This is a genomic window from Streptomyces sp. LUP47B, from assembly GCF_001746295.1.
Lineage (GTDB): Bacteria > Actinomycetota > Actinomycetes > Streptomycetales > Streptomycetaceae > Streptomyces.
On sequence record NZ_MJAH01000017.1, the window covers coordinates 174,986 to 197,885 of the forward strand.

Consider the following 22,900-nt stretch of genomic DNA (forward strand, 5'->3'; position numbering starts at 1 on the left):
GGTCGCGTCAGCGACCGGTCTTCGGGGCCTTCCAGCGGGCGATGCCGCGAGCCACCAGGTTGAGGATCATCACGAAGGCGATCAGCGTGAGGGACGCCGCCCACGCACGGTCGTACGCCGCACCGGATCCCGCGCTGTTCGCGTACTGCTGATAGATGTACAGCGGCAACGACTGCTGCGCACCCTCGAAGGGGTTGGAGTTGATGAGCGAGTTGCCCCAGACCAGCAGCAGCACCGGCGCGGTCTCACCCGCGATACGGGCCACCGCCAGCATGATGCCGGTGGTGATGCCGCCGATGGAGGTCGGGATGACCACCTTCAGGATGGTGCGCCACTTCGGGATGCCGAGCGCCAGGGACGCCTCGCGCAGCTCGTTCGGGACGAGCTTGAGCATCTCCTCCGTGGAGCGGACCACGACCGGCATCATCAGGATGGCCAGGGCGAGCGAGCCGGCGAAGCCGAAGGGCTGCATGTCGAACATCAGCATGATCGACAGGATGAACAGACCCGCGACGATCGACGGGATGCCCGTCATGACGTCGACGAAGAACGTGACGGCCTTGGCGAGCTTCCCGCGCCCGTACTCGACCAGATAGATCGCGGTGAGCACACCGATCGGCGCCGCGATCACGGTGGCGAGGCCGACCTGCTCCAGGCTGCCGATGATGGCGTGGTAGATGCCGCCGCCCGGCTCGGAGTCGGCGATCAGACCCATCGAGTGGGTCAGGAAGTAGAAGTCGAGGACCTTGACCCCGCGCGAGACCGTCGACCACACCAGGGAGACCAACGGGACGACGGCGAGCAGGAAGGCGACCCAGACCAGCGCGGTCGCGATCCGGTCCTTGGCCTGGCGGCGGCCCTCCACGCGGGCCGCGATGACATACGTGCCGAGGATGAACAGGAGCCCGGCGATCAGCGCCCACTGGATGCTGCTGTGCAGGCCGGCGGCCGCGCTGATACCGAGACCGAGGGCGACGGAGCCGACGGCGATGGCGTACGGGGACCACTTGGGGAGGCTGGCGCCGCGCAGGGTGCTGGGGCGCTTGTCGGCAATTGCGGTGCTCATGCGTTGGCCCCCGAGTACTCCTTGCGGCGGGCGATGATCATGCGCGCCGCGCCGTTGACCAGCAGGGTGATGACGAACAGCACCAGGCCGGACGCGATCAGCGCGTCCCGGCCCGTCTCGCTGGCCTCACCGAACTTGCTGGCGATGTTCTGGGCGAAGGTGCCGCCGCCCGGGTCGAGCAGGCTGGCCTGGATGTCGAAGGTCGGCGAGAGCACGGTGGCCACGGCCATCGTCTCGCCGAGCGCGCGGCCGAGGCCGAGCATCGAGGCGGAGATCACACCGGAGCGGCCGAAGGGGATCACCGCCATGCGGATGACCTCCCAGCGGGTGGCGCCGAGGGCGAGGGCGGCCTCTTCGATCATCTGCGGGGCCTGGCGGAAGACCTCACGGCTCACGTTGGTGATGATCGGCAGGATCATGATCGCGAGCAGGATGCCGACGGTGAGCATCGAGCGGGGCGCGCCGCCCTGCCACTCGAAGATGCCGGTCCAGCCGAGGTAGTCGTCGAGCCAGCCGTAGAGGCCGTTCATGTGCGGGACGAGGATCAGGGCGCCCCAGAGGCCGTAGACGATGGACGGCACGGCGGCGAGCAGGTCGATCACATAGGCGATGGGACCGCTCAGCCTGCGTGGGGCGTAGTGGGTGAGGAACAGTGCGATGGCGACCGCGATCGGGACCGCGATGGCCATGGCGATGATCGAGGAGACGATCGTGCCGAAGACGAGGACGGCGATGCCGAACTTCGGCGGGATGAGCTGGGTGTTCCACTCGAAGGTGGTGAAGAAGTTGGCGTCGTCCTTGCTGATCGCGATCGACGCGCGGTAGGTGAGGAAGCCGGCTATCGCGGCCATGATCACCAGCAGCAGGATGCCCGACCCGCGGGAGAGGGCGAGGAAGATCCGGTCGCCGGGCCGAGTGGCGCCACGGGCCGCGCGCTTCTGCTCGGCCTCGGTGGGCTGGGGGGTCGGGGGAGGTGCGTCTGTTATCTGTGTGGTGTCCATCGGGTTCTCCGGTCTGCTGAGCCGCACATGTCGTACGGCTCCTGGCGGCGGTGCACCGGACGGTGTGGTCGGCCCGGGTCCCTCGAAGCGGGCCCCGGGCCGACCACACGCTCAGGTCAGCTCAGGCCCTCGATGGTGGTGCGGACCTTGGCGATGATGTCCGCGGGGATCGGGGCGTAGTCGTTGTCCGCGAGGATCTTCTGGCCGTCCTCGGAGGCGGTGTAGCGCAGGAACGCCTTGGTGGCGGCCAGGGTGTCGGACTTGTTGCCCTTGTCGCAGACGATCTCGTACGTGACGAGGACCATCGGGTAGGCACCCTCGGCCTTGGTCCCGTAGTTGAGCTCCAGCGCGAGGTCCGAGCCGGTGCCGACGACCTTGGCGTCCGCGATGGCCTTGGTGGCGTTGTCGACGGTGGGCACGACCGCGGCGGAGGCGCCGGTGTCGATGCTGACCGGCGTGATGCCGTCCTTGGCGTAGGAGAGCTCGAAGTAGCCGATGGCGCCGTTGGTCTGCTTCACCTGCTGGGCGACACCGGAGGATTGCGCGGCGGACTGGCCGCCCTTGGCCACCCAGGTCTTGCCGTGCTCGTAGGGCCAGTCGCTCTTGGCGGTGGCGATCAGGTACTTGCTGAAGTTGTCCGTGGTGCCGGAGTCGTCCGAGCGGTGGAACGCCTGGATCTTCAGGTCGGGGAGCTTCACGCCCGGGTTCAGCTTGGCGATCGCCGGGTCGTTCCAGTTGCTGATCTTGGCGTTGAAGATCTTGGCGATGGTGGGCGCGTCCAGCGTGAGCTTGTCGACACCGGAGATGTTGATGCCGAGGGCGATCGGGCCGCCGACCATCGGGAGGTCGATGCCCTGGCCGCCGGAGCAGACCTTCTTGGAGGCCGTGACCTCTTCGGGCTTCAGCGCCGAGTCGGAACCCGCGAAGGCGACCTGGCCGTTGTTGAACGCGGTGACGCCCGCGCCGGAACCGCCGCCCTTGTAGTTGATCTGAACACCACAGGCCTGCGTGAACTGCTTCACCCAGGCGTCGATCGCGTTCTTCTGCGCGGAAGAGCCGTCGGCGAGCAGCTGGCCCTTGGCGTCGTCGCACTTGATGCTGCTGGCGTTGGCGGTCGAGGACGCGCTGCTGCCACCACCGTCGCTGGTGTCGTCCGAGCCGCACGCCGTGAGGGCCAGGGCGCCGGAGACGGCGAGAGCACCGAAGGCGAGGGCCCGCCGGTTCTTGCGCTGAAGCTTCACTTGAGTTCCTTCCGGGAGCCGCCGTCCTGAATCCGGCGGCGTGCGCGAAGTCTGAGAGATACGGATGCGCATTCGTGACGCACCACGCATCGCGTAAGGCCGAAATTAGGCAGATCAGGTGAAGGCGTTGATGGCCGGAAGTGAACTGCGGGTGAACCCCTGCAGAAGGTGCGGTGAGGTCACGGAACGCTTACGTCGAGGCCACAGTGTGATTCCGGAACCCTTCAGGGAACCCTCACCCCCTCAGTCCCGTCTCGTACCACGGAAGCCTGCGAGGCGGACGAAAGGCACGGACACATGGAACGGCGTACGTTCATCGGGGGCGGCGCGGCCGCGGTCGCCGCGGTGGCCACGGCGGCCTGCGATGGCGGGGGAAGCGCCGGCGCGGCGCAGAGCACCATCGGCCAGTCCCTCTCCTCCCGTACGCCCGCCGCGGCCGCCGCGAACTGGTCGGCCCTCGCCCGCGACCTGGACGGCTCTCTGGTCCGCCCCGGCGACGCCGACTGGGCGACGGCCCGGCAGCTCTACAACACCCGCTTCGACACACTGAAGCCCGCGGCCGTCGCGTACGTGGCGAACACGGACGATATCCGCACTATTGTCACTTATGCCCGTGCTCATCGCATCCGGGTGGCGATCCGCAACGGCGGCCACTCCTACGCCGGCTGGTCCTCGGGAAACAACAGGCTGATCGTCGACGTCTCCAAGCTGAACCGCGTCCGCGCCGCCGGCGGCACCGCGGTGATAGGCGCCGGCGCCAAACTGATCGACGTATACCGGTCCCTCACCGCCAAGGGCGTGACCATCCCGGGCGGCTCGTGCCCGACGGTCGGCATCTCCGGTCTCACGCTGGGCGGCGGTCACGGCGTGGTCTCCCGGGCCTACGGACTGACCTGCGACAGCCTCACCCGGGCCACGCTGATCACGGCCGACGGCAAGGAACTGACCGCCGACGCGTCCACCAACAAGGACCTCTTCTGGGCGCTGCGCGGCGCGGGCAACGGCAACTTCGGCGTGGTGACCGAACTGCACTTCAGGACCCACCCCGCCCCGCAGGGCGTCACCGCGTACGCGACCTGGCCGTGGTCCAGGGCGGCCGCCGTGCTGAAGGCATGGCAGGAGTGGGGCCCCGCCCAGCCCGACGAGATCTGGTCCTCCTGCCACCTGGAGAACGGCGGCTCGCCCTCCGTGGCGGTCGCGGCGTTCTCCCTGGGCACCTACGGCGAGCTGCAGAACGCCCTGGACCGCCTGGCCGACAGGATCGGCTCACCGGCCCGCAGCGTGACGCTCAGGCGGCACTCCTACGAGAGCGCGATGGAGGCGTACGCGGGCTGCTCGTCCTTCTCCACGGACGCCAGGTGCCACCTGCCCGGCTCCACTCCGGGCCGCTCCGCCCAGGGCGCCCTGGGGCGCGAGACCTACGCGGCGCACTCGGACTTCTTCGACCGCTCGCTCTCGGCGGCCGGAATCCAGACCCTCCTGAGGCAGATCGCCTCGGTCCGGGGCGGCGCGGGCAGCATCGCCCTGACCGCCCTCGGCGGAGCGGTCAACCGCGTCTCCCCCACCGCGACGGCGTTCGTCCACCGCCGCTCCCGCATGCTGGCCCAGTACATAGCGTCCTGGAAGGCGGGCACGACGGGCACGACGGCCCGGTCCTGGCTGACGGGAGCCCACGACGCGATGAAGCCGTACGCCTCGGGCGCGGCCTACCAGAACTACACGGACCCGACGCTGAAGGACTGGCGGAAGGCGTATTACGGCGACGCGGCGACCAAGCTGACCAAGGTGAAGAAGCAGTACGACCCGCAGGGGTTCTTCACCTACCCGCAGTCGCTGTAGCCGTAGCCGTCCTTCGCTACGCGGCAAGGTCCCTCTCGGAGGCCGCGGCCTCCTGCCGGGCCCCCGGAATCACCGAGGTCCCCCGCTCGACCCCTCGCGCGCGGACGATCCACGCCCCCTTCGAGGACGTCTCGACCGCCTTCATCACCGGCGTGAGAAGAGCCATCGCGAGGGGCGACAACAACAGGGCCACCGCCGTCCCGAGCGCGAACCCGCCGATGACGTCCGTCGGGTAGTGCACGCCCATGTACACCCGGCAGAACCCTTCGAGCAGGGCGAGCACGATGCCGATGAGCCCGAACTTCCGGTTGGCCACGAACAACCCGGCGGCCAACGCCATGGTGATCGTCGCGTGGTCGCTCACGAAGGAGTAGTCGGTCTTCCCGGAAACGAGGACCTCGAGCCCCTCATGGGTCCGGAACGGCCGGGGCCGCTCGACGAATCCCCTTATGGGCACGTTCACCAGTACAGCCAGCGCGGCGGCGAGCGGCGCCCACACCAACGCGGCCACGGAGGAAGCCGCGTCCTCACCCCCGCGCCGGCGGCCCGCCCACCAGCACCACAGGACGAGCAGCACCATCCCGAGCAGGATGCCGTACTCCCCGACGTACTCCATGACCCGGTCGAACCACTGCGGGGCGTCCTTGGCCAGGCCGTTGATGTCGTAGAGCAGGTCGACGTCGGGGTTCGACCCGGATTCGGCGAGAACAGCCATGGTGCTGCGGCCCCTTCGTCGTCTTTCCCGGCGTACCCATGTGCGCTCGGCTACGCCCCCAGGAACGCACGGCTCCCGTTAATACGTTCCACACTCCACTGAATGATCACGCAGACGTTATCGAAGAGAGACACATCGCCGCAGCTCAGGGGTGGGTTTCACATTCGGTCACACCGTCGTGGGCAACGCTTTCGCGCCATCTTCGGTGACTCGGGTGGCACCGAAGTACTCAGAAGTGTCGATCGGGTCGAACCGGATCACAGCACCTGTTCTCGGTGCGTCGATCATGTACCCGCCGCCCACATAAATCCCCACATGGTGGATGGCGCGCGAGTTGGTGAGGTCCGTGGAGAAGAACACCAGGTCCCCCGGCAGCAGTTCACTTCTGGCCGGATGCGGGCCGGCGTTGTACTGGTCGTTCGCGACGCGCGGCAGGGTGATGCCCACGCTCTCGTACGAGGCCTGCGTCAGCCCGGAACAGTCGAAGCGGCCGCCCTGCTCGGCGGTACCGGTCCCGCCCCACAGATAAGGGGTCCCGAGTTTCTTCTGCGCGTAGTAGATGGCCCCGGCGGCCTGCTTGGAGGGATCGACCCGGCTCACCGGCGCCGCGAAGCTCTCCTCCAGGGTCGTGATGGTCTTCACGTAGTTCTGGGTTTCCCTGTACGGCGGCACGCCCCCGTACTTGATGACGGCGTAGGCGCCCGCGTTGTAGGAGGCGAGCATGTTCTCGGTGATGTTCCCCGGGACGTCCTTCACATAGGACGCGAGCGAGCAGTCGTAGGAAGCCGCCGAGGGGATCGCGTCGTTGGGATCCCATACGTCCTTGTCGCCGTCGCCGTCCCCGTCGACCCCGTGCGTGGCCCAGGTCCCCGGAATGAACTGCGCTATTCCCTGCGCCGCCGCGGCGCTCTGGGCCTTCGGGTTGAAGCCGCTCTCCTGGTAGAGCTGGGCGGCGAGCAGGGCCGGGTTGATGGCGGGGCAGAGGTTGCCCCACTTCTGCACGAGGTTCTGGTAGGCGGCCGGAACGGCGCCCTTGGCCAGGGCCCTGGTGGCTCCGCCCACCCCGTTGGTGAGGTTGCCCGCGACGACGTAGACCCCCACGACGAGCAGCATCACGAAGCTGAGCCCCGCCCCGAGAACGGCGCCCGTCACGAGCCACGCCTTACGCACCGTCAACCGCCCCTCGGCCACTGGGAGTCCGCCCGCGTCAGTCTAGGAGCTTCCCCGAAGGAAACCGGGGTACTCGGCCGGGTCGGCGCGAAGATCAGCGGACCACGTCCCGGTAGAGCGCGGCGGCCTCCGCCCCGAGGGCCACGCTGTACGACACGTCGGGCGTCGCCCCGCCGTTCTCGTGCCCGCCGAGCACCCCCACGACCTGCCCGTTCCCGTTCACCCACGGGCTGCCGCTGGTCCCGCCGGTGAACTTCGGGCAGTCGATGCGCTGTTGCGTACGGCTGTGCGAGGTCGGCTTGTTGGTGCAGCTGATCGGCAGCTCACGGGAGGCGGGATACCCGGTGACGGTGACGGCGGTGGACCCGGTGGCGGTGCCGGTCACGAACCGGTTCCCGCCGACGGCGTCCTGGATGTCCCCCTCGACCGTGGCGAAGGCGACGTCACTGTCCTCGTCCTGCCCCTTGGACCACCCCTCGGGCAGGTACCGCTCGAGCACCTTCCACTTCCCGTACGGCGCTGCCCCGTCCCGGTAGCCGGGCACGAACACGAGACCGTCGTCGCCGTTGTCGAGACAGTGCGCGGCGGTGACGAGAAGGTCCCGGTGCGGGCTGCGGACGACAGAGGCGGTGCAGAAGTGCTTCTTGCCGGCGAAGAGAGCCCCCACGCGGGCGCTCTGCGAGGTCGCCGCGGCGACCGTCGTCACGCCGAAGGGCCCCGCCCCGTCGTCGGCGGCCGCCTCGGAGGCCGAGGTGACGGTGAGCAGGACGGCTGCGGCGTGGAGAGCGAGACGTGGCGTGCACTTCACGGAAGGCAGCATTCCGTACGAAGGTGAGAAAAGCATCAAGGAGCGAGCGCGGCCCTGGTCACCGTGTGGATCGCGCGCTCCGGGGCAACCGGGTCCCGACGACCGAACCCGGGAGGCCTGTGTGTTCGACGGTTTCGAACTGACGCGGTGCGAGGGCGACGACGGCGTCCGGCTGCGGGTACGGCACGGCGGCAGCGGCCCCGCCGTGCTGTTCCTGCACGGACATCCCCGTACGCACGCCACCTGGCACCGCGTCGCCCCGCTGCTGGCCGCGGCCGGTCACACCGTCGTCTGCCCCGATCTGCGCGGCTACGGCCGCTCGGACAAGCCCGCCACCGACCCGGAACACCGCCCCTACTCCAAACGGGTGATGGCCGGCGACTGCCTCGCGGTCATGCGCCGGCTCGGGCACGAGCGGTTCGCGGTCGTCGGGCACGACCGGGGCGCGTACGTGGCCACCCGCCTCGCCCTCGACCACCCCGAGGCCGTGTCCGCCGTCAGCGTGCTGGACGCCGTCCCCATCGGGGAGGCCCTGCGCCGCTGCGACGCCGGCTTCGCCGCGAGCTGGTGGCACTGGTTCTTCCTCGGCCAGACGGACAAGCCCGCCGAACGCGTCATCAACGCCGACCCCGACGCCTGGTACACGGCCACGGCCGAGCAGATGGGCGCCGAGGCGTACGAGGACTACCGGCAGGCGATCCACGACCCGGCCACCGTGCACGCCATGTGCGAGGACTACCGGGCCGGCCTCGGTGTCGACCGGGAGCACGACGACGCCGACCGCCGGGCCGACCGGCGCATCGACAGCCCGCTCCAGATCCTGTGGGCCACGCGGGACGACATGACCGACCTCTACGGCGACGTCCTGGACGTCTGGCGCGACTGGGCCGGCGACCGGCTGGAGGGCGGTCCGATCGACTCCGGCCACCACATGGCCGAGGAGGCCCCGGAGGCACTCGCAGGCGCGCTGCGCGCCTTCTGGGCGAACGCCGGACACCTGACCGGGAGCACGCGCCCGTGACTCAGCCCCGCGTCCCCACACCCTGTGGAAAACGTGTCCCCGTCAGCTCCTCCGACGCCGTCCACAGGCGCCGGGCGACGGCAGGGTCACTCGCGGCCGCGCTCCGGCCCACCAGAGTCGGCGCACCCCTCATCTCGCCGAGCCCGTCCGGCCCGACATAGCTCGCCCCCGGCAGCTCCTGCGTCGCCGCGTACAGCGTGGGCAGTGCGCCCGCGCGGTCGTCCTGCGCCAGGAACCTGTTGCCGAACCTCATGAACACCCGGGCCGCCGGACTCGCCGCGTGGCTCTGGAGGTTGGTGGCCGAGTAGCCGGGGTGGGCCGCCAGGGCGCGGACCTTGGAACCCGACTCCGTCAGCCGGCGCTGGAGCTCCAGCACGAACAGCAGGTTCGCGAGCTTCGACTGGCCGTACACGCCCCTCGGGTCGTAGGCCGACGTCCTGTTCAGGTCGTCGAAGTCGATCCGCTGGTCGCCCCAGCGGTGTGCGCCCGAGGACACCGTCACGACCCGGTCGGTGACGTACGGCAACAGCAGGTTCGTCAGCGCGAAGTGGCCCAGATGGTTCGTGCCGAACTGCATCTCGAAGCCGTCCGCCGTCCGCTGCTGCGGGATCATCATCACGCCCGCGTTGTTGATCAGCAGATCCAGCGGGCGGTCCCACCCGGCCGCGAACTCCCGCACCGACGACAGGTCCGCCAGGTCCAGCCGCCGGACCTCCGTGCTGCCGTTCACGGTCCTCGCCGCCGCCTCGCCGCGCTCCGGGTCCCGTACGGCGAACACGACGTGCGCGCCCGCCCCGGCCAGGGCCTGCGCGGCCCGGAGTCCGATACCGCTGTTCGCCCCCGTGACCACGGCCGTGCGGCCGGTCTGGTCGGGGAGGCGGGTCGCGTTCCACTTCTGCTGCTTGTCGGTAGCCATGGCCCGAATGTAGACGCCGCCAACAATGCTGTCAACGACAACAATGATGACAACGACAACAATGCTGGCGCCGCCTACATCCGGATACGATGGCACCCATGCCAGCCGAGAAGCCCGCGAGCCGCCCCTACCACCACGGAGACCTGCGCTCCGCCCTCCTCGACGCCGCCGAGCGCACCCTCCGCGACAAGGGCACCGCCTCCCTCTCCCTGCGGGAACTCGCCCGCGACCTCGGCGTCAGCCACGCCGCCCCCGGCCGGCACTTCAAGGACAAGCAGGCCCTGCTCAACGCACTCGCCCTGGTCGGATACGACCGCATGGCCGAGGCCCTCGAGGCCGCCGACGAACCGGGGCTCGCCCTCCGGGACCGCCTCACCGTCCTCGCCAGGACCTACCTCGGATTCGCCATCGACAACGCCGAGCTGCTGGAGCTGATGTACGCCCGCAAGCACAAGCCCGAGGCCGCCGAACAGATGGCCGCCGGGATCGACCGCACGGTGGGCGCCCTGGCCCGGGCCGTCGCCGCCGCCCAGCAGCGCGGCGAGATCGTCGACGGCGACCCCGAGCAGCTCACCCTCGTCGTGGGCACCTCCCTGCACGGCCTCGCGTCCTTCGCCGCCACCGGCATGTTCACCACCGAGGCCGCCATGCAGGCCGTGCCGGAACTGGTCCACCACCTGATGCACGGCCTCGAGCCCCGCTGACCGGAAACCCGAACCGCCGTCACGTGCCCGGGAGTTGTGTGCGACGCGTGTAGATGGTCAAGCCGTGACCATCCCCCGCCCATCCGCCCGCCATTGATCAGCAATCCCCCAACGCCCTTGGGTATGGCGGAAGTCAGGATTCCACCGCCCGCCTTGTTGTCACGTACTCAACAAGGCGATGGTCTACACGGGTCGCCGCCCCCACCGGGAACCTCACCGGTGGTCCCCCACCGCAGGCCTCTGCAACCACTCTCAGGAGGCTGTACGTTGCGTACTTCCCGTTCCCCCCACATATCCGGCAGATGGCGCCGGGCCGGCTCCACCGCCGTGGCCACCTCCGCCCTCGTCCTCGCCGGACTCGGCACCGCCGTCCACGCGACCGCTGCCACGCCCGACCACGTGAGCGCCAAGGCCGTCGCCACCGCCGTCGCCAAGGCCCATGTGCAGTACCAGAGCGCGTGTGACGCCACCCCCAAGAAGGGCTACGCCGCCTGCAACGCCCTGCGCGTCACCGGTGGCACCACCGCGTTCATGGAGAAGCAGGCCGCACTGAAGGGCATGACCGCCAAGACGCTCAAGCCGAACGCCTCCTCCGCGAGCCCGACCGGCTACGGCCCGAGCGACCTCCAGGACGCCTACGGCCTGACCGACGCATCCGCAGCCAACGGCTCCGGCGAGACCATCGCCATCGTCGACGCCTACGACGACCCCAACGCCGCCGCGGACCTGGCCACCTACCGCAGCTACTACGGCCTGTCGGCCTGCACGACCGCCAACGGCTGCTTCAAGAAGGTCTCGCAGACCGGCTCCACGACCTCCCTGCCCACCGCCGACAGCGGCTGGGCCGGTGAGATCTCCCTCGACCTCGACATGGTCTCCGCCATCGCCCCGAACGCCAAGATCCTGCTGGTCGAGGCGAGTTCGTCGAGCATGGCCAACCTGGGCAAGGCGGTCAACGAGGCCGTCACCCTGGGCGCCAAGTTCGTCTCCAACTCCTACGGCGGCTCCGAGTCCTCCTCCGACACCTCCTACGACTCCTCGTACTTCAACCACCCCGGCGTCGCCATCACCGTCTCCGCCGGCGACGAGGGCTACGGCGCCGAATACCCGGCCGCCTCCAAGTACGTCACCGCGGTCGGCGGCACCAAGCTGTCCACGTCCTCCAACTCCCGCGGCTGGACCGAGACCGTCTGGAAGACCAGCAGCACCGAGGGCACGGGCTCGGGCTGCTCCTCGTACGACGCCAAGCCGAGCTGGCAGACCGACACCGGCTGCACCAAGCGCATGATCTCGGACGTCTCCGCCGTGGCCGACCCCGCCACCGGTGTCTCCGTCTACGACTCCTACGGCTCCGACGGCACGGGCTGGAACACCTACGGCGGCACCAGCGCCTCGTCCCCCATCATCGCGTCGGTGTACGCCCTCGCGGGCACCCCGGGCAGCAGCGACTACCCGGCCCAGTACCCCTACGAGGACACCACCGCCCTCAACGACGTGACCTCCGGCAACAACGGCTCCTGCTCCACGAGCTACTTCTGCACCGCCAAGTCGGGCTACGACGGCCCGACCGGCCTCGGCACCCCGGAAGGCCTGGACGCCTTCACCGGCTGATCCGGTCCCTGAGTGTCCCCGTCGGGTCAACGGAGCGCCGCCCTCGAGAGGGGGACGTGGGGTCCCCTCCGGCGGCACAACGGCAACGGGTCGCGACATCCGGTCGCGGCCCGTTCGCCGTGTCCGCGCGAGTCAAGTCACCACCGCCCGCGGTCCATCGAGCGGCCATGCACGAGTAAGCCCGGGACAACTTTCGGTATGGCGGAGGTCAGAATTCAAGCCATTCTCTGTTGTCGCGTACGGAACAAGGTGGACCGTCGTCACAGGCCGCCGCCCGCCGCCGGGGAAACCGCACCGACGGCACGCACCCGCACCGCCCCTGTCCCTCACCATCAGGAGGCTGCACCTTGCGTACCGACTTCCCCCACATACGCCTGAGATGGCACCGCGTCGGCTCCGCCGCGGCCGTCACCGCCGCCCTCGTCCTCGCCGGCTTCGGCACCGCGGTCCACGCGGACGCGACGACCTCGTCCAAGGTCACCTGGGCCGCGACCCCCTGCGCCACCCCCAAGAAGACCGGCGAACTCGCCTGCAACTCCCTCCGCGTGACGGGCGGCACCACCGCCTTCCAGAAAGCCCGGGGCATCACCCACAAGGCCGCCGACGCCGCCACCCCCTCCGGCTACGGCCCGAGCGACCTCCAGTCGGCGTACGGCCTGACCGCGGCGGCCGCAGCCAACGGCTCAGGCGAGACCATCGCCATCGTCGACGCCTACAACGACCCCAACGCCGAGGCGGACCTCGCCAAGTACCGCTCGTACGACGGCCTGTCGGCCTGCACGACCGCCAACGGCTGCTTCAAGAAGGTCTCCCAGACCGGCTCCACGACCTCCCTGCCCTCAAGCGACGCCGGCTGGTCCGAGGAGATCTCCCTCGACCTCGACATGGTCTCCGCCATCGCCCCGAACGCCAAGATCCTTCTCGTCGAGGCCAAGTCGGCCACCATGGCCAACCTGGGCAAGGCGGTGAACGAGGCCGTCACCCTGGGCGCCAAGTTCGTCTCCAACTCCTACGGCGGCTCCGAGTCCTCCTCCGACACCTCCTACGACTCCTCGTACTTCAACCACCCCGGCGTCGCCATCACCGTCTCCGCCGGCGACGAAGGCTACGGCGCCGAATACCCCGCCGCCTCCAAGTACGTGACGTCGGTGGGCGGCACCGCGCTCTCCACCTCCTCCAACAGCCGCGGCTGGACCGAGACCGTCTGGAAGACCAGCAGCACCGAGGGCACGGGCTCGGGCTGCTCCTCGTACGACGCCAAGCCGAGCTGGCAGACCGACACCGGCTGCACCAAGCGCATGATCGCCGACGTCTCCGCCGTGGCCGACCCGGCGACCGGCGTCTCCGTCTACGACTCCTACGGCGTCACCGCCGGCTGGTACACGTTCGGCGGCACCAGCGCCTCGTCCCCGATCATCGCGGCCGTCTACGCGCTGGCCGGTACGCCCGGCAGCAGCGACTATCCGGCCCAGTACCCCTACAAGCGCACGTCCTCCCTCAACGACGTGACCTCGGGCAACAACGGCAGCTGCTCGACGAGCTACTTCTGCACCGCCACCTCGGGCTACGACGGCCCGACCGGGTGGGGCACCCCCAACGGAGTGAGCGCCTTCACCGGCTGACTCTCCGTCAACGAACGGGCCGCGGGCTCCCCTACCGCGGCCCGTTCGCCATGCCGGTGGCCCTCCGGGTTAGCCTTCACCCGCAGAACATCGGTGCCAGAAGCGCCGCAGGTCGTAAGAGGGGTCAACGACGGAACCACACGACAGGTTCCGCTCAGGCCTCATTGCCCGGCGTTACCTCCCGTGATACACAGAGTGACCAGACATTCATTCGTACGAAACCCGCCAACCAATGCCGCCAAGTCGACATACGACGGCGGAATTGTCGGCGACAATGAGGCCTGACCTCTGCGCACTCGCAGGGGAGACGGAACTACCCACCAGGGGCGGTGACTTACATGCTCTTTGCGGCCGACAAGGGAGACATCAACACCATCATCGGCGGGATCGCTCCGGACTGGGGCCCCTTCGGGGCGCTGGGGACCGAGGCGAAGACGATGATCCAGGTCGTCATGGCGGTCGCCATCCTGCTCTGCCTCGGGATCGCCATCTGGGGCGCCGCCAAACAGCGCATCGGCGCCACCGCACTGCGGGACACCTTCAGCGCGGAACAGGGCAAGGGCCTCATCATCGCGGGACTGACGGGAGTCTTCATCATCGGCTCCCTGGGCACGCTCTTCACCATCGTGTACGGCATGGCCGTATAGCCGCCGCGTCCGGTACAGCCCCTCCACCCCACCCGTCCGCAGTGCCCACCGGCTGAGGTTGCGTTCCCTGATGTCGAGTCACCACACCGCACCCGCGCGGCTACCGTCGTACTCCTACGCGTTTTCGTACGACGTCGAGGGGACGTGAGCGGCATGAGTCTCGGAGACGACCCAGAGGACTCCGGCGGTTACGGCGGCACGGGCCAGACCCGCACCCGGTACCCGGAGGGCGGCAGCGACGTCTACGGCGGCGCCCGCCGGGGCAACCGCTCGTCCTCCCGAAGCCTGGTCACCGTGGTCGGCGTCGTCGTCCTCCTGATCGCCGCGATCGCCTTCGCGAACCGTGGGGGGGACGATGCCTCTTCCTCAGCGAAGGGGACGGGCGGCCAGCCGGACGTCGCATCGACGGCCCCCAGCGGAACCAAGCCGGTGCAGTCCACACCGGGCGTCATCCCGACGGGCTACGCGCATGACGCACAGGGAGCGCAGAGCGCGGCGGCGAACTATGCGACGGTCTTGGTCTCCGCCGATATCCTGAAGCCGGCCCGGCGAGCCGAGCTCGTCCAGCAGGTCTTCGTGACGGACAAGCAGGCCGCCCTGACTGCCAAGTTCAACAAGGCATACTCCGCGGAGTTCCTGAGCAAGCTCGGCCTCGACCAGAACGGTGACGCGGCCCCAGGCGATACCTATGTCTCTCGCACTGTCCCGATCGGCACCAAGGTCACCAGCGCATCGGCCACCTCAGCAGCCGTCGAGGTCTGGTGCACCGGCTTGTACGGCACGGCGGGCGCCGACTCGACCGACCCGGTGACAAGCGACTGGTTCACCATGACCCTCCAAATGCGCTGGGCGGACAGCGACTGGAAGGTCGACAGCTTCTCCCAGAAGGACGGCCCCGCTCCCGTTCCTGGGGACGACAAGGCGTCGAGCGCTGACGACATGGCAAAGGCCGTCGAGGAGTACGGAGGCTTCACTTATGCCCGGTAGCCAGCGCCTCGCACTCAAGGTCACCGCCGCGTTCGCCACCGTACAGACCGCCGTCGTGCTGCTCGCCGCCCGCGCCGCAGCCGCACCTACACCCACGCCGACCCCCACCGAGACCGCCGACAACTGCAGCCTCCTGTCGGGCCAGGCCAAACAGATCTGCGAAGGTGACTCCTCGGGCGGATCCTCCGGTGGATCCCCCTCCCTGGACCCCACTTCCACCCTCGACCCCATGTCCTCCCTGGCCAAGAGCTGCGCGAAGGCCGCCGCCTGGACCATCGACAAGCTCAGCGACGCCGTCGAGAACACCGCGAACGTCGACTTCACCAACCAGAAGTTCCTCCAGCAGTACGCCGTCGTCTTCGCGGCATCGACCATCCTCACCCTTCTCCTGTGGCTGCTGGCCGTGGCCAAGCGCGCGGTGCGAGGCGTCCCCCTCACCACCGCCATCAGCGAGGCGATCGGCTTCCTGTGGCTGACCGTGCTCGCGTCCGCCTTCACCCCCCTCATCCTCTACACCGTCGTCTCCGCCACCGACGGTGTCTCAGAGGTCCTCGCGAAGGCCACCGGCGACCAGACCGACACGTTCTTCGGCACCTTCTCCGGCGCCCTGGAGAAGGGCAACGACATCGGCGGCGGCCCCATCATGCTGATCGTCGTCTCCCTCGTCAGCATCCTCGCCGCCGGCGTCCTGTGGCTGGAGCTCGTCATCAGAGCCGCCCTCCTCTACGTCGGCGCCCTCCTCGGCACCGTCGTCTACGCCGGCCTCGTCGACAAGAACCTCTGGGGCCACGTCCGCCGCTGGGCCGGCATCATGATCGCCGTCATCCTGGTCAAACCGGTGATCGTCATCGTCCTCGGCCTCGCCGGCGCGCTCTCCTCCGACGACGGCCCCGACGCCTTCTCCGCCGTCGTCTCCGGCCTCGCCATCATCCTGCTCGCCATCTTCGCCAGCGCGATGATCTACCGCTTCGTCCCCGGCTTCGGCGACGAGATCGCCGGCTCCCGCAACAACCGCATCATGCAGAACGCCGAGGGCAAGGCCGCCGCCGTGATCAGCTCCCCGGCCACCCTGGTCGCCCAGGGCATCAAGACCCACAGCTCCCGGGCCGACAACAACGGTCAGGCCTCCGGAGGATCGGGCGCCCGCCCGAGCAACCCGGCGTCCGGCGGAGTCGCCGCCCACAGCTCGCGCACCCCGAACGGAGGCGGCGGATCTGTCCCCTCCGCCGCTCCCGCTCCCCGCGCGGGCAACGCGGTGAACACCCCGCACGCCGGCAACCGCAACGCAGGCAGCAACAGCACAGGAGGTGACGGGCGTTGACGACCGAGTCCCACGTGTCGCATACGGTCACGCCCCGCCGTACATATCTGATCGGCCGCGCCCGGCCGAACGCGATCGTCGGCCGCAACCGCGAGACGGGCGAGATCGCGCTCATCATCGTGGGCGCGTTCCTCGGCATGATGTGCGGGCTCCTCGTCCCGGTGCTCTCCCTGCGCATCGTGCTCCTGATGGGCTTCCCTCTCGTCGCCCTCGCCGCGGTCTACGTGCCGTACAAGCGCCGCACGTTCTACAGGTGGTTCGAGATCAACCGCAGTTACAAGCGGACCCTGCGCCAGGGCACGACCTACCGCTCCTCCGTGATGGAGGCCGGCACCCACGTCGACGGCCGCGAGGTCGAGGTCGGCCCGCCCCCGGGCATCGGCCGGATCAACTGGCTCGCCGCCCCGTTCGGCCCCGACGAGATCGCCGTACTGCTCCACGCGGACCGCCGCACGGTGACGGCCGCCATCGAGATCGAGGGCCCCGGCGTCGGCCTGCGCGACTCCGAGGACCAGGAAGCCCTCGTCGACCGCTTCGGCACCCTCCTCAAGCACGTGGCCAACGGCGACGGCTTCGTCACCCGCATCCAGATGCTCGCCCGCACCCTCCCCGCCGACCCCGACGCCCACGCCAAGGACGTCGCGATGCGCGGGGACGGCAGGGCCCTGCCCTGGCTGCAGACGTCGTACGACCAACTCCAGTCCATGGTGTCGACCAGCAGCGAGCAGCACCGCGCCTACCTCGTCGCGTGCATGCAGTACAGCCGGGAACTGGCCGCCGAGGCCCACGCGATGGCCCGCGTCGCACGCCCCCACAACGGCCGCAAGCTCGACCGGGACGCCGGCCTCGCGGTCGTCATGGCGCGCGAGCTGACCGACATCTGCTCGCGCCTCCAGGAGGCCGACATCCGGGTCCGCCAGCCCCTCGGCCAGGGCCGGCTGGCCTCGCTGATCCACTCCATGTACGACCCCGACCACCCCATCGACCACATCCAGGCGATGACCAAGCGCAACGCCTGGCCGGCCGAACTCGACGCCATGGAACCGACGTTCCTCCAGGCGAAGACCCGGGAGTCCAGCACCCGCGCGCCCTGGTGCCACGCCACGGCCTGGGTGAAGGAGTGGCCGATGACCCCGGTGGGCGTCAACTTCCTCGCGCCGCTCCTCGTCCACACCCCGGACGTCATCCGAACGGTCGCAGTGACGATGGATCTCGAGCCCACCGAGGTAGCCATCGAACGCATGTTGACCGAGAAGACCAACGACGAGGCCGAGGCCTCCCGCGCCGCCAAGATGAACCGCACCGTCGACCCCCGTGACGTCGCCTCCCACAACCGCCTGGACCAGCGCGGCGAGGACCTCGCGAGCGGCGCGGCCGGCGTCAACCTGGTCGGCTACATCACCGTCTCCTCCCGTAACCCCGAGGCCCTGGCCCGCGACAAGCGGACCATCCGGGCCTCGGCCGGAAAGTCGTACCTGAAACTGGAGTGGTGCGACCGCGAGCACCATCGCGCCTTCGTGAACACCCTTCCGTTCGCCACCGGCATTCGAAGGTAGGGGCTGCCGCATGCGGGATCCGATGTCCATCCTCACCGACGCCTTCACGTCCTTCCTCTTCGGAAAGGTCGAGACGACCCGCCTGCCGGTCCGCACCTCCACCGGCCAGGCGCAGGCGGTCTACCTCCCGACCGCGGCGCCGGGCCTCGGCGACTCGGGGGTGATCATCGGCCGCGAGGTCTACTCCGGCAAGGGCTACATCTACGACCCCTTCCAGCTCTACGGCCAGCAGCTCCCGGCACCGCACTGGCTGGTCCTGGGCGAGTCAGGCAACGGCAAGTCAGCGCTCGAGAAGACGTACGTCCTACGGCAGCTGCGCTTCCGCGACCGCCAGGTCGTCGTCCTGGACGCCCAGGGCGAGGACGGCGTCGGTGAATGGAACCTCATCGCGCAGGAGCTGGGCATAACTCCCATCCGCCTGGACCCGATGGCCGCCCTGGACATGGGGATCCGCCTCAACCCGCTCGACCCCGCGATCACGACGACCGGCCAGCTCGCCCTGCTCCGGACCATCATCGAGGTCGCGATGGGCCACGGCCTCGACGAGCGCTCCGGCTTCGCACTGAAGGTCGCGCACGCCTACGTCAACGAGACGATCGTCGACCGCCAGCCGATCCTCACGGACATCGTGGAGCAGCTACGCCACCCCGAGCCCGAGTCGGCCGAGGCGATGAACGTCGACATAGAGGACGTCCGCGCGTGGGGGCTGGATGTCGCCCTGGTCATCGACCGCCTGGTCGACGGTGACCTGCGGGGCATGTTCGACGGCCCCACAACGGTCGGCATCGACCTGGACGCGCCGCTGATCGTCTTCGATTTGTCCCACATCGACCGCAACTCCATCGCCATGCCCATCCTCATGGCGATCGTCGGAGTTTGGCTGGAACACACCTGGATCCGCCCCGACCGGAAGAAGCGCATCTTCCTGGTCGAGGAGGCCTGGCACATCATCGCCAGCCCCTTCGTGGCCCAGCTCTTCCAGCGGCTGCTGAAGTTCGGTCGACGGCTCGGCCTGTCCTTCGTCGCGGTCGTCCACCACCTGTCCGACGTCGTGGACGGAGCGGCGGCCAAGGAGGCCGCGGCGATCCTGAAGATGGCGTCGACGAGGACGATCTACGCCCAGAAGGCGGACGAGGCACGCGCGACGGGCCGGGTCCTCGGCCTGCCCCGATGGGCGGTCGAGATCATCCCCTCCCTCACCCCAGGCATCGCCGTCTGGGACGTCAACGGCAACGTCCAGGTGGTCAAACACCTGGTCACCGAGACCGAACGCCCCCTGGTCTTCACCGACCGCGCGATGACGGAGTCCTCCAGCGATCTCGCCGACGAAGCCCTGCGCGCCGCGGAGCTGGAGGCGGAGGAGCGGGCGGCTGCCTTCGTGGAGCAGCACCTGGGCGACTCCGAGTCGACGGTGGCGTAGGAGGGGCGGGCAAGTGGTGAGACCGGACGACCGCCACCAGGGCGGTCACGGAGGCCAGGGAGGCGTGCCTGACGGGCTGTTGGTCGGCATACTCGCCTTCCTCCTCGGCATGACCCTGCTGGTCTGGACGGCGACGGGCCTCGCGGGCCTGTTCGCCCACGGCGACTGGCCCAGAAACGTCAGCTTCACGCGCACCCCCCAGGCCATGCGCCATCTCATCGGCCACCCCGAGGACATCCCCGGCGCCTGGCCCGACACCCCCGCCGGCCAGCTCTCCGGCTACGGCCTGGTCTGGGGCCTGTTCATCGGCCAGCTGCTGATCCTGGGCGTCCTGACGATCTTCGTGATGGGCACACTGGCCCGCTGGAGGGCGGTACGGGCGAGGACGAGAGCCGAGAAACTGGCGGCACGGGAAAGACGTTCGCACCCCGAACCGGTCCACGAGGTACCGATCCCGAGGCCGACACCAGAGCCCCAGCTGCAACCGCAACCGGCCATGGCTCCCCTCCCCACCGAGCCACTCAAGGTACCCACTTCCCTGTCCCAGGGTGAACGGGCGGCCGGGTGGGAAACACCCCGCTCCGAAGGCGCGGTGCTCTACGCCCCGAGAGAATCCCGCCACCCCACCGCGACCCAGGCCATCAGGGACGCGGAGGGCCCCACGCTCATCGTCACCTCGAACCCGGCGATCTGGCAGGACACCAAAGACGCCAGAGCCAAACTGGGCCCGGTCCACGTCTACGACCCCACCCACCTCTGCGACACCCCGGCCCGCCTCCACTGGTCCCCCACCACGGGCTGCGAGACCAAGGAAACAGCCACGGCAAGGGCACAGGCCCTCCTCGCCCCCGTCCGTCCCACCGCCAAGATCGACCAAGCCGTGGCGGACGTGGCCGAAACGCTCCTGCGCAGCTACCTCCACGCCGCGGCGATAGAAGCCCGCACGATCCGCCACGTCCACCGCTGGTGCCAGGGCACCCAGGTCCAGGACGCCGTGAGAACCCTCCGCACCAACCCCAAGGCGGCCCCCGGCTCCGCGGGCGAACTCGAAGCCGCCCTCACCGCACACCCGGAACGCCGCGACATCGCCCAGGAGTTGACCAGCCGGGCCCTCTCCGCCCTCTTCACGGTCAACATCCGCGAGGCATGCACTCCCAACCGAAATGATGCCCTCGCCTTGGATTCCTTCGTCGACGAAGGGGGCACGCTTTATGTGGTGGGTGAATCCATCGAGGACCCCAGGACCAGCCCGGGCGCGATGCCCCTTCTGACGGCCCTCACCTCAAGCGTGGTCGAGCGTGGCCGGCGCATGGCCGAACGGTCATCCTCCGGTCGCCTCGACCCACCACTGACGCTCGTCCTGGACGACGTCGCAGCCGTGGCTCCGCTTCCCCAGCTCCCCGAGCTGCTGGCCGCCGGAGCGGACCGGGGGCTACCGACCCTGGCCCTGCTCCGGTCCCGCGAACAGGCCCGCACCCGCTGGCCGGACGCTGACCTCCCGGCGTAGAGCTCACAAGTCGTACGCGGCCCAGTCGACGACCGGCACATACCCGAGGCGCCGGTAGAGCGCGTTGCTGGTGGGGTTGGCCGCGTCCGTGAACAGCACGACATCCTCGGCGCCCGCGGTCAGCGCGGCCCGGCTCACCTCCGCCGTCACAGCACCCGCGTATCCGCGACCGCGCAGAGGGGCCGGGGTGTAGACGGGGTCCACCTGGACCAGCCCGGCGACCATGGGGTTCGCGCCCGCCAGGGAGACGGGCGTACCGTCCGGAGCCTCCCAGAACGTGTAGTGCTTGTCCGCGAAGCGGGTGCCGGCCCAGGAGTCGGCGTCGATGGTGACGGCTTCCCCCACGTCCGCGGCGAACCCGCGGCACAGGGCCATGAGTTGCTCAAGATCCCGCTCCTCCACGGCCCGGCCGCGTCCCGCCGGGAGCTGCGCCGGCGGGACGAGCGTGCCCAGGCGGTGCAGACACAGCCGGACGCGCACGCTCGGCGTCGCCCCGGTGTGCCGCTGCCAGGCCTCGGCGAAAGCAGCGGCGGTAGCCTCGTCCGCGCTGACGGACGGAACGGAGTGCCCGAGGGCGACCAGACGAGCGGCGAGGGCGTCGGCCTGCTCGGCGGTGAGAGGAGTGAGGCTCAGACCACGGCCGGGCGACAGGCGGTAGAAGGCGCCGTGCACCTCACCGGCCCGCTCCAACCAACCGAAGACGGCGGCTTCGGCACCGTACGCGGCCGCCCCGCGTGCACGCAGTCTCGCGGTCCACGTCAGCTGCATGACGTGCGGGACAGGACGTGAGCGCAGAAACTCCCCGGCGCGAGCGAGGAAGTCGTCGATGTCTTCGGTGAGATGCCAGTCGTCCGGGCGCATGCTTCATGATCCCTGATGAACTCCGCCGCGCTCCAGCACGAACTCCAGCTCGGACTCCCCCGCAGCCTGTGGCAGCGGCACCCGCACCCCGCTCGGCACAAACCCCACCTTGCGGTAGAGGCCCTGCGCCCGCCCGTTGTCCTCGTGCACGATGAGCCGCACGCGTTCGGCTCCGGCCCCCCAGGCCCACTCGAGGCCCGCCGCGAAGAGCGCCTTGGTCAGCTCGCCGCCACGCGCCTCGGGCCGTACGTACACCCCGACGACGTGCCCCTGCCGCCGTTCGACCGGAAACCCGGCCCAGTCCGTGGTCCCCGCCTCTTCCAGCAGTACGACCAACTGCCCGAGCCACCGCCCGTCCGACCGCTCGGCGATGAAGTGCTGCGCCCCGGTCTCCCCTTCGGCGGCCCCGGCCGCCCTGTCCTCCCAGAAGGAGTCCGGGCGGGCGACAGCCTCTTCGTAGGTCTCCAGAAAGGCCAGGTGCGCCACCGGATCCCGCAGCGAGTCGAGCCTGAGCTCCTTCACCGCGGGCCATTCATCGGCACGTATGGACCGGATCACATAACCCATGCCGGCCAGAGTAGTACCTGAAATGCAGAAAGGCCCACACCATAAGGTGTAGGCCTTTCTGTCTAAAATTTGTTCGGCGGTGTCCTACTCTCCCACAGGGTCCCCCCTGCAGTACCATCGGCGCTGTAAGGCTTAGCTTCCGGGTTCGGAATGTAACCGGGCGTTTCCCTCACGCTATGACCACCGAAACACTATGAAGTTACGACCGGAAACATGACACGGTCGTTGCCTCAGAACTAACACAGTGGACGCGAGCAAATATGGACAAGCCCTCGGCCTATTAGTACCGGTCACCTCCACCCATTACTGGGCTTCCAGAT

20 protein-coding genes and 1 rRNA gene are annotated in these 22,900 nt (G+C 69.3%); 11 read left to right on the forward strand and 10 right to left on the reverse strand.

Annotation, left to right across the window (positions count from 1 at the left end; translation table 11 throughout):
* Nucleotides 1–7: 7 nt before the first annotated feature.
* From pstA to pstS, 3 genes are all read right to left on the reverse strand, one after another.
* Nucleotides 8–1,066, reverse strand: coding sequence for a phosphate ABC transporter permease PstA (pstA, locus tag BFN33_RS39615; RefSeq protein WP_069765051.1), 1,059 nt, complete (start codon nucleotides 1,064–1,066; stop codon nucleotides 8–10).
* Nucleotides 1,063–2,067: a phosphate ABC transporter permease subunit PstC gene (gene pstC / locus BFN33_RS39620; RefSeq protein WP_069765076.1), complete on the reverse strand. Its 1,005-nt coding sequence runs from the start codon at nucleotides 2,065–2,067 to the stop codon at nucleotides 1,063–1,065. Before pstC ends, pstA begins: the two co-directional genes overlap by 4 nt.
* A gap of 116 nt (nucleotides 2,068–2,183) precedes the next feature.
* Nucleotides 2,184–3,308, reverse strand: coding sequence for a phosphate ABC transporter substrate-binding protein PstS (pstS, locus tag BFN33_RS39625; protein WP_069765052.1), 1,125 nt, complete (start codon nucleotides 3,306–3,308; stop codon nucleotides 2,184–2,186).
* A gap of 297 nt (nucleotides 3,309–3,605) precedes the next feature.
* Here pstS and BFN33_RS39630 point away from each other — a divergent pair, with 297 nt between their 5' ends.
* Nucleotides 3,606–5,147: an FAD-binding oxidoreductase gene (locus BFN33_RS39630; protein ID WP_069765053.1), complete on the forward strand. Its 1,542-nt coding sequence runs from the start codon at nucleotides 3,606–3,608 to the stop codon at nucleotides 5,145–5,147.
* A gap of 16 nt (nucleotides 5,148–5,163) precedes the next feature.
* On the opposite strand, the gene BFN33_RS39635 is transcribed toward BFN33_RS39630, so the two are convergent.
* The 3 genes from BFN33_RS39635 to BFN33_RS39645 all read right to left on the reverse strand — a co-directional run bounded on the left by BFN33_RS39635 (nucleotide 5,164) and on the right by BFN33_RS39645 (nucleotide 7,852).
* On the reverse strand, nucleotides 5,164–5,862 hold the full coding sequence (locus BFN33_RS39635) for a phosphatase PAP2 family protein (protein WP_069765054.1): 699 nt from the start codon (nucleotides 5,860–5,862) through the stop codon (nucleotides 5,164–5,166).
* A 168-nt stretch (nucleotides 5,863–6,030) separates the two neighbouring features.
* Nucleotides 6,031–7,038, reverse strand: a complete 1,008-nt coding sequence (locus tag BFN33_RS39640) for a bifunctional lytic transglycosylase/C40 family peptidase (protein WP_305144241.1) — start codon at nucleotides 7,036–7,038, stop codon at nucleotides 6,031–6,033.
* Nucleotides 7,039–7,126: 88 nt separating this feature from the next.
* Nucleotides 7,127–7,852 carry a serine protease gene (locus tag BFN33_RS39645; RefSeq protein ID WP_069765055.1) on the reverse strand — a complete coding sequence of 242 codons (726 nt, stop codon included), beginning with the start codon at nucleotides 7,850–7,852 and terminating at the stop codon, nucleotides 7,127–7,129.
* 109 nt (nucleotides 7,853–7,961) lie between these two features.
* On the opposite strand from BFN33_RS39645, the gene BFN33_RS39650 reads away from it, so the two are divergent.
* On the forward strand, nucleotides 7,962–8,861 hold the full coding sequence (locus tag BFN33_RS39650) for an alpha/beta fold hydrolase (protein ID WP_069765056.1): 900 nt from the start codon (nucleotides 7,962–7,964) through the stop codon (nucleotides 8,859–8,861).
* Between the two features lies 1 nt (nucleotide 8,862).
* Here BFN33_RS39650 and BFN33_RS39655 read toward each other — a convergent pair whose 3' ends face one another.
* Nucleotides 8,863–9,777, reverse strand: a complete 915-nt coding sequence (locus tag BFN33_RS39655) for an oxidoreductase (RefSeq protein WP_069765057.1) — start codon at nucleotides 9,775–9,777, stop codon at nucleotides 8,863–8,865.
* A gap of 89 nt (nucleotides 9,778–9,866) precedes the next feature.
* Between BFN33_RS39655 and BFN33_RS39660 the strand changes: the two genes are divergently transcribed.
* From BFN33_RS39660 to BFN33_RS39700, 9 genes are all read left to right on the forward strand, one after another.
* The gene (locus BFN33_RS39660; protein ID WP_069765058.1) at nucleotides 9,867–10,481 is read left to right on the forward strand and encodes a TetR/AcrR family transcriptional regulator; all 615 of its coding nucleotides are present in this window, start codon (nucleotides 9,867–9,869) and stop codon (nucleotides 10,479–10,481) included.
* Nucleotides 10,482–10,748: 267 nt separating this feature from the next.
* Entirely contained in the window at nucleotides 10,749–12,092 is a 1,344-nt protein-coding gene (locus BFN33_RS39665) for a S53 family peptidase (RefSeq protein ID WP_069765059.1), read from the forward strand.
* Nucleotides 12,093–12,439: 347 nt separating this feature from the next.
* Complete coding sequence (locus BFN33_RS39670) at nucleotides 12,440–13,714, forward strand: S53 family peptidase (protein ID WP_069765060.1); 1,275 nt, start codon at nucleotides 12,440–12,442, stop codon at nucleotides 13,712–13,714.
* A gap of 338 nt (nucleotides 13,715–14,052) precedes the next feature.
* Nucleotides 14,053–14,361: a hypothetical protein gene (locus BFN33_RS39675; protein WP_007383036.1), complete on the forward strand. Its 309-nt coding sequence runs from the start codon at nucleotides 14,053–14,055 to the stop codon at nucleotides 14,359–14,361.
* 153 nt (nucleotides 14,362–14,514) lie between these two features.
* Nucleotides 14,515–15,348: a hypothetical protein gene (locus tag BFN33_RS39680; protein WP_069765061.1), complete on the forward strand. Its 834-nt coding sequence runs from the start codon at nucleotides 14,515–14,517 to the stop codon at nucleotides 15,346–15,348.
* Complete coding sequence (locus BFN33_RS39685) at nucleotides 15,338–16,669, forward strand: hypothetical protein (RefSeq protein WP_069765062.1); 1,332 nt, start codon at nucleotides 15,338–15,340, stop codon at nucleotides 16,667–16,669. The genes BFN33_RS39680 and BFN33_RS39685 overlap by 11 nt, the downstream gene beginning before the upstream one ends.
* Complete coding sequence (locus BFN33_RS39690) at nucleotides 16,666–18,225, forward strand: SCO6880 family protein (protein ID WP_069765063.1); 1,560 nt, start codon at nucleotides 16,666–16,668, stop codon at nucleotides 18,223–18,225. Before BFN33_RS39685 ends, BFN33_RS39690 begins: the two co-directional genes overlap by 4 nt.
* A 10-nt stretch (nucleotides 18,226–18,235) precedes the next feature.
* Nucleotides 18,236–19,645, forward strand: coding sequence for an ATP-binding protein (locus BFN33_RS39695; RefSeq protein ID WP_069765064.1), 1,410 nt, complete (start codon nucleotides 18,236–18,238; stop codon nucleotides 19,643–19,645).
* Nucleotides 19,646–19,661: 16 nt separating this feature from the next.
* Nucleotides 19,662–21,152, forward strand: a complete 1,491-nt coding sequence (locus BFN33_RS39700) for a type IV secretory system conjugative DNA transfer family protein (protein ID WP_069765078.1) — start codon at nucleotides 19,662–19,664, stop codon at nucleotides 21,150–21,152.
* Nucleotides 21,153–21,155: 3 nt separating this feature from the next.
* Here the strand turns inward: BFN33_RS39700 and BFN33_RS39705 are convergent, their stop codons facing one another.
* The 3 genes from BFN33_RS39705 to rrf form a co-directional block, all read right to left on the reverse strand.
* Nucleotides 21,156–22,013 (reverse strand): GNAT family N-acetyltransferase, encoded by an 858-nt coding sequence (locus BFN33_RS39705; RefSeq protein WP_069765065.1) that lies wholly within the window; start codon nucleotides 22,011–22,013, stop codon nucleotides 21,156–21,158.
* A gap of 3 nt (nucleotides 22,014–22,016) precedes the next feature.
* Entirely contained in the window at nucleotides 22,017–22,580 is a 564-nt protein-coding gene (locus tag BFN33_RS39710) for a GNAT family N-acetyltransferase (RefSeq protein WP_088245485.1), read from the reverse strand.
* Between the two features lie 71 nt (nucleotides 22,581–22,651).
* Nucleotides 22,652–22,768, reverse strand: a 5S ribosomal RNA gene (rrf, locus tag BFN33_RS39715).
* Between the last annotated feature and the right edge of the window lie 132 nt (nucleotides 22,769–22,900).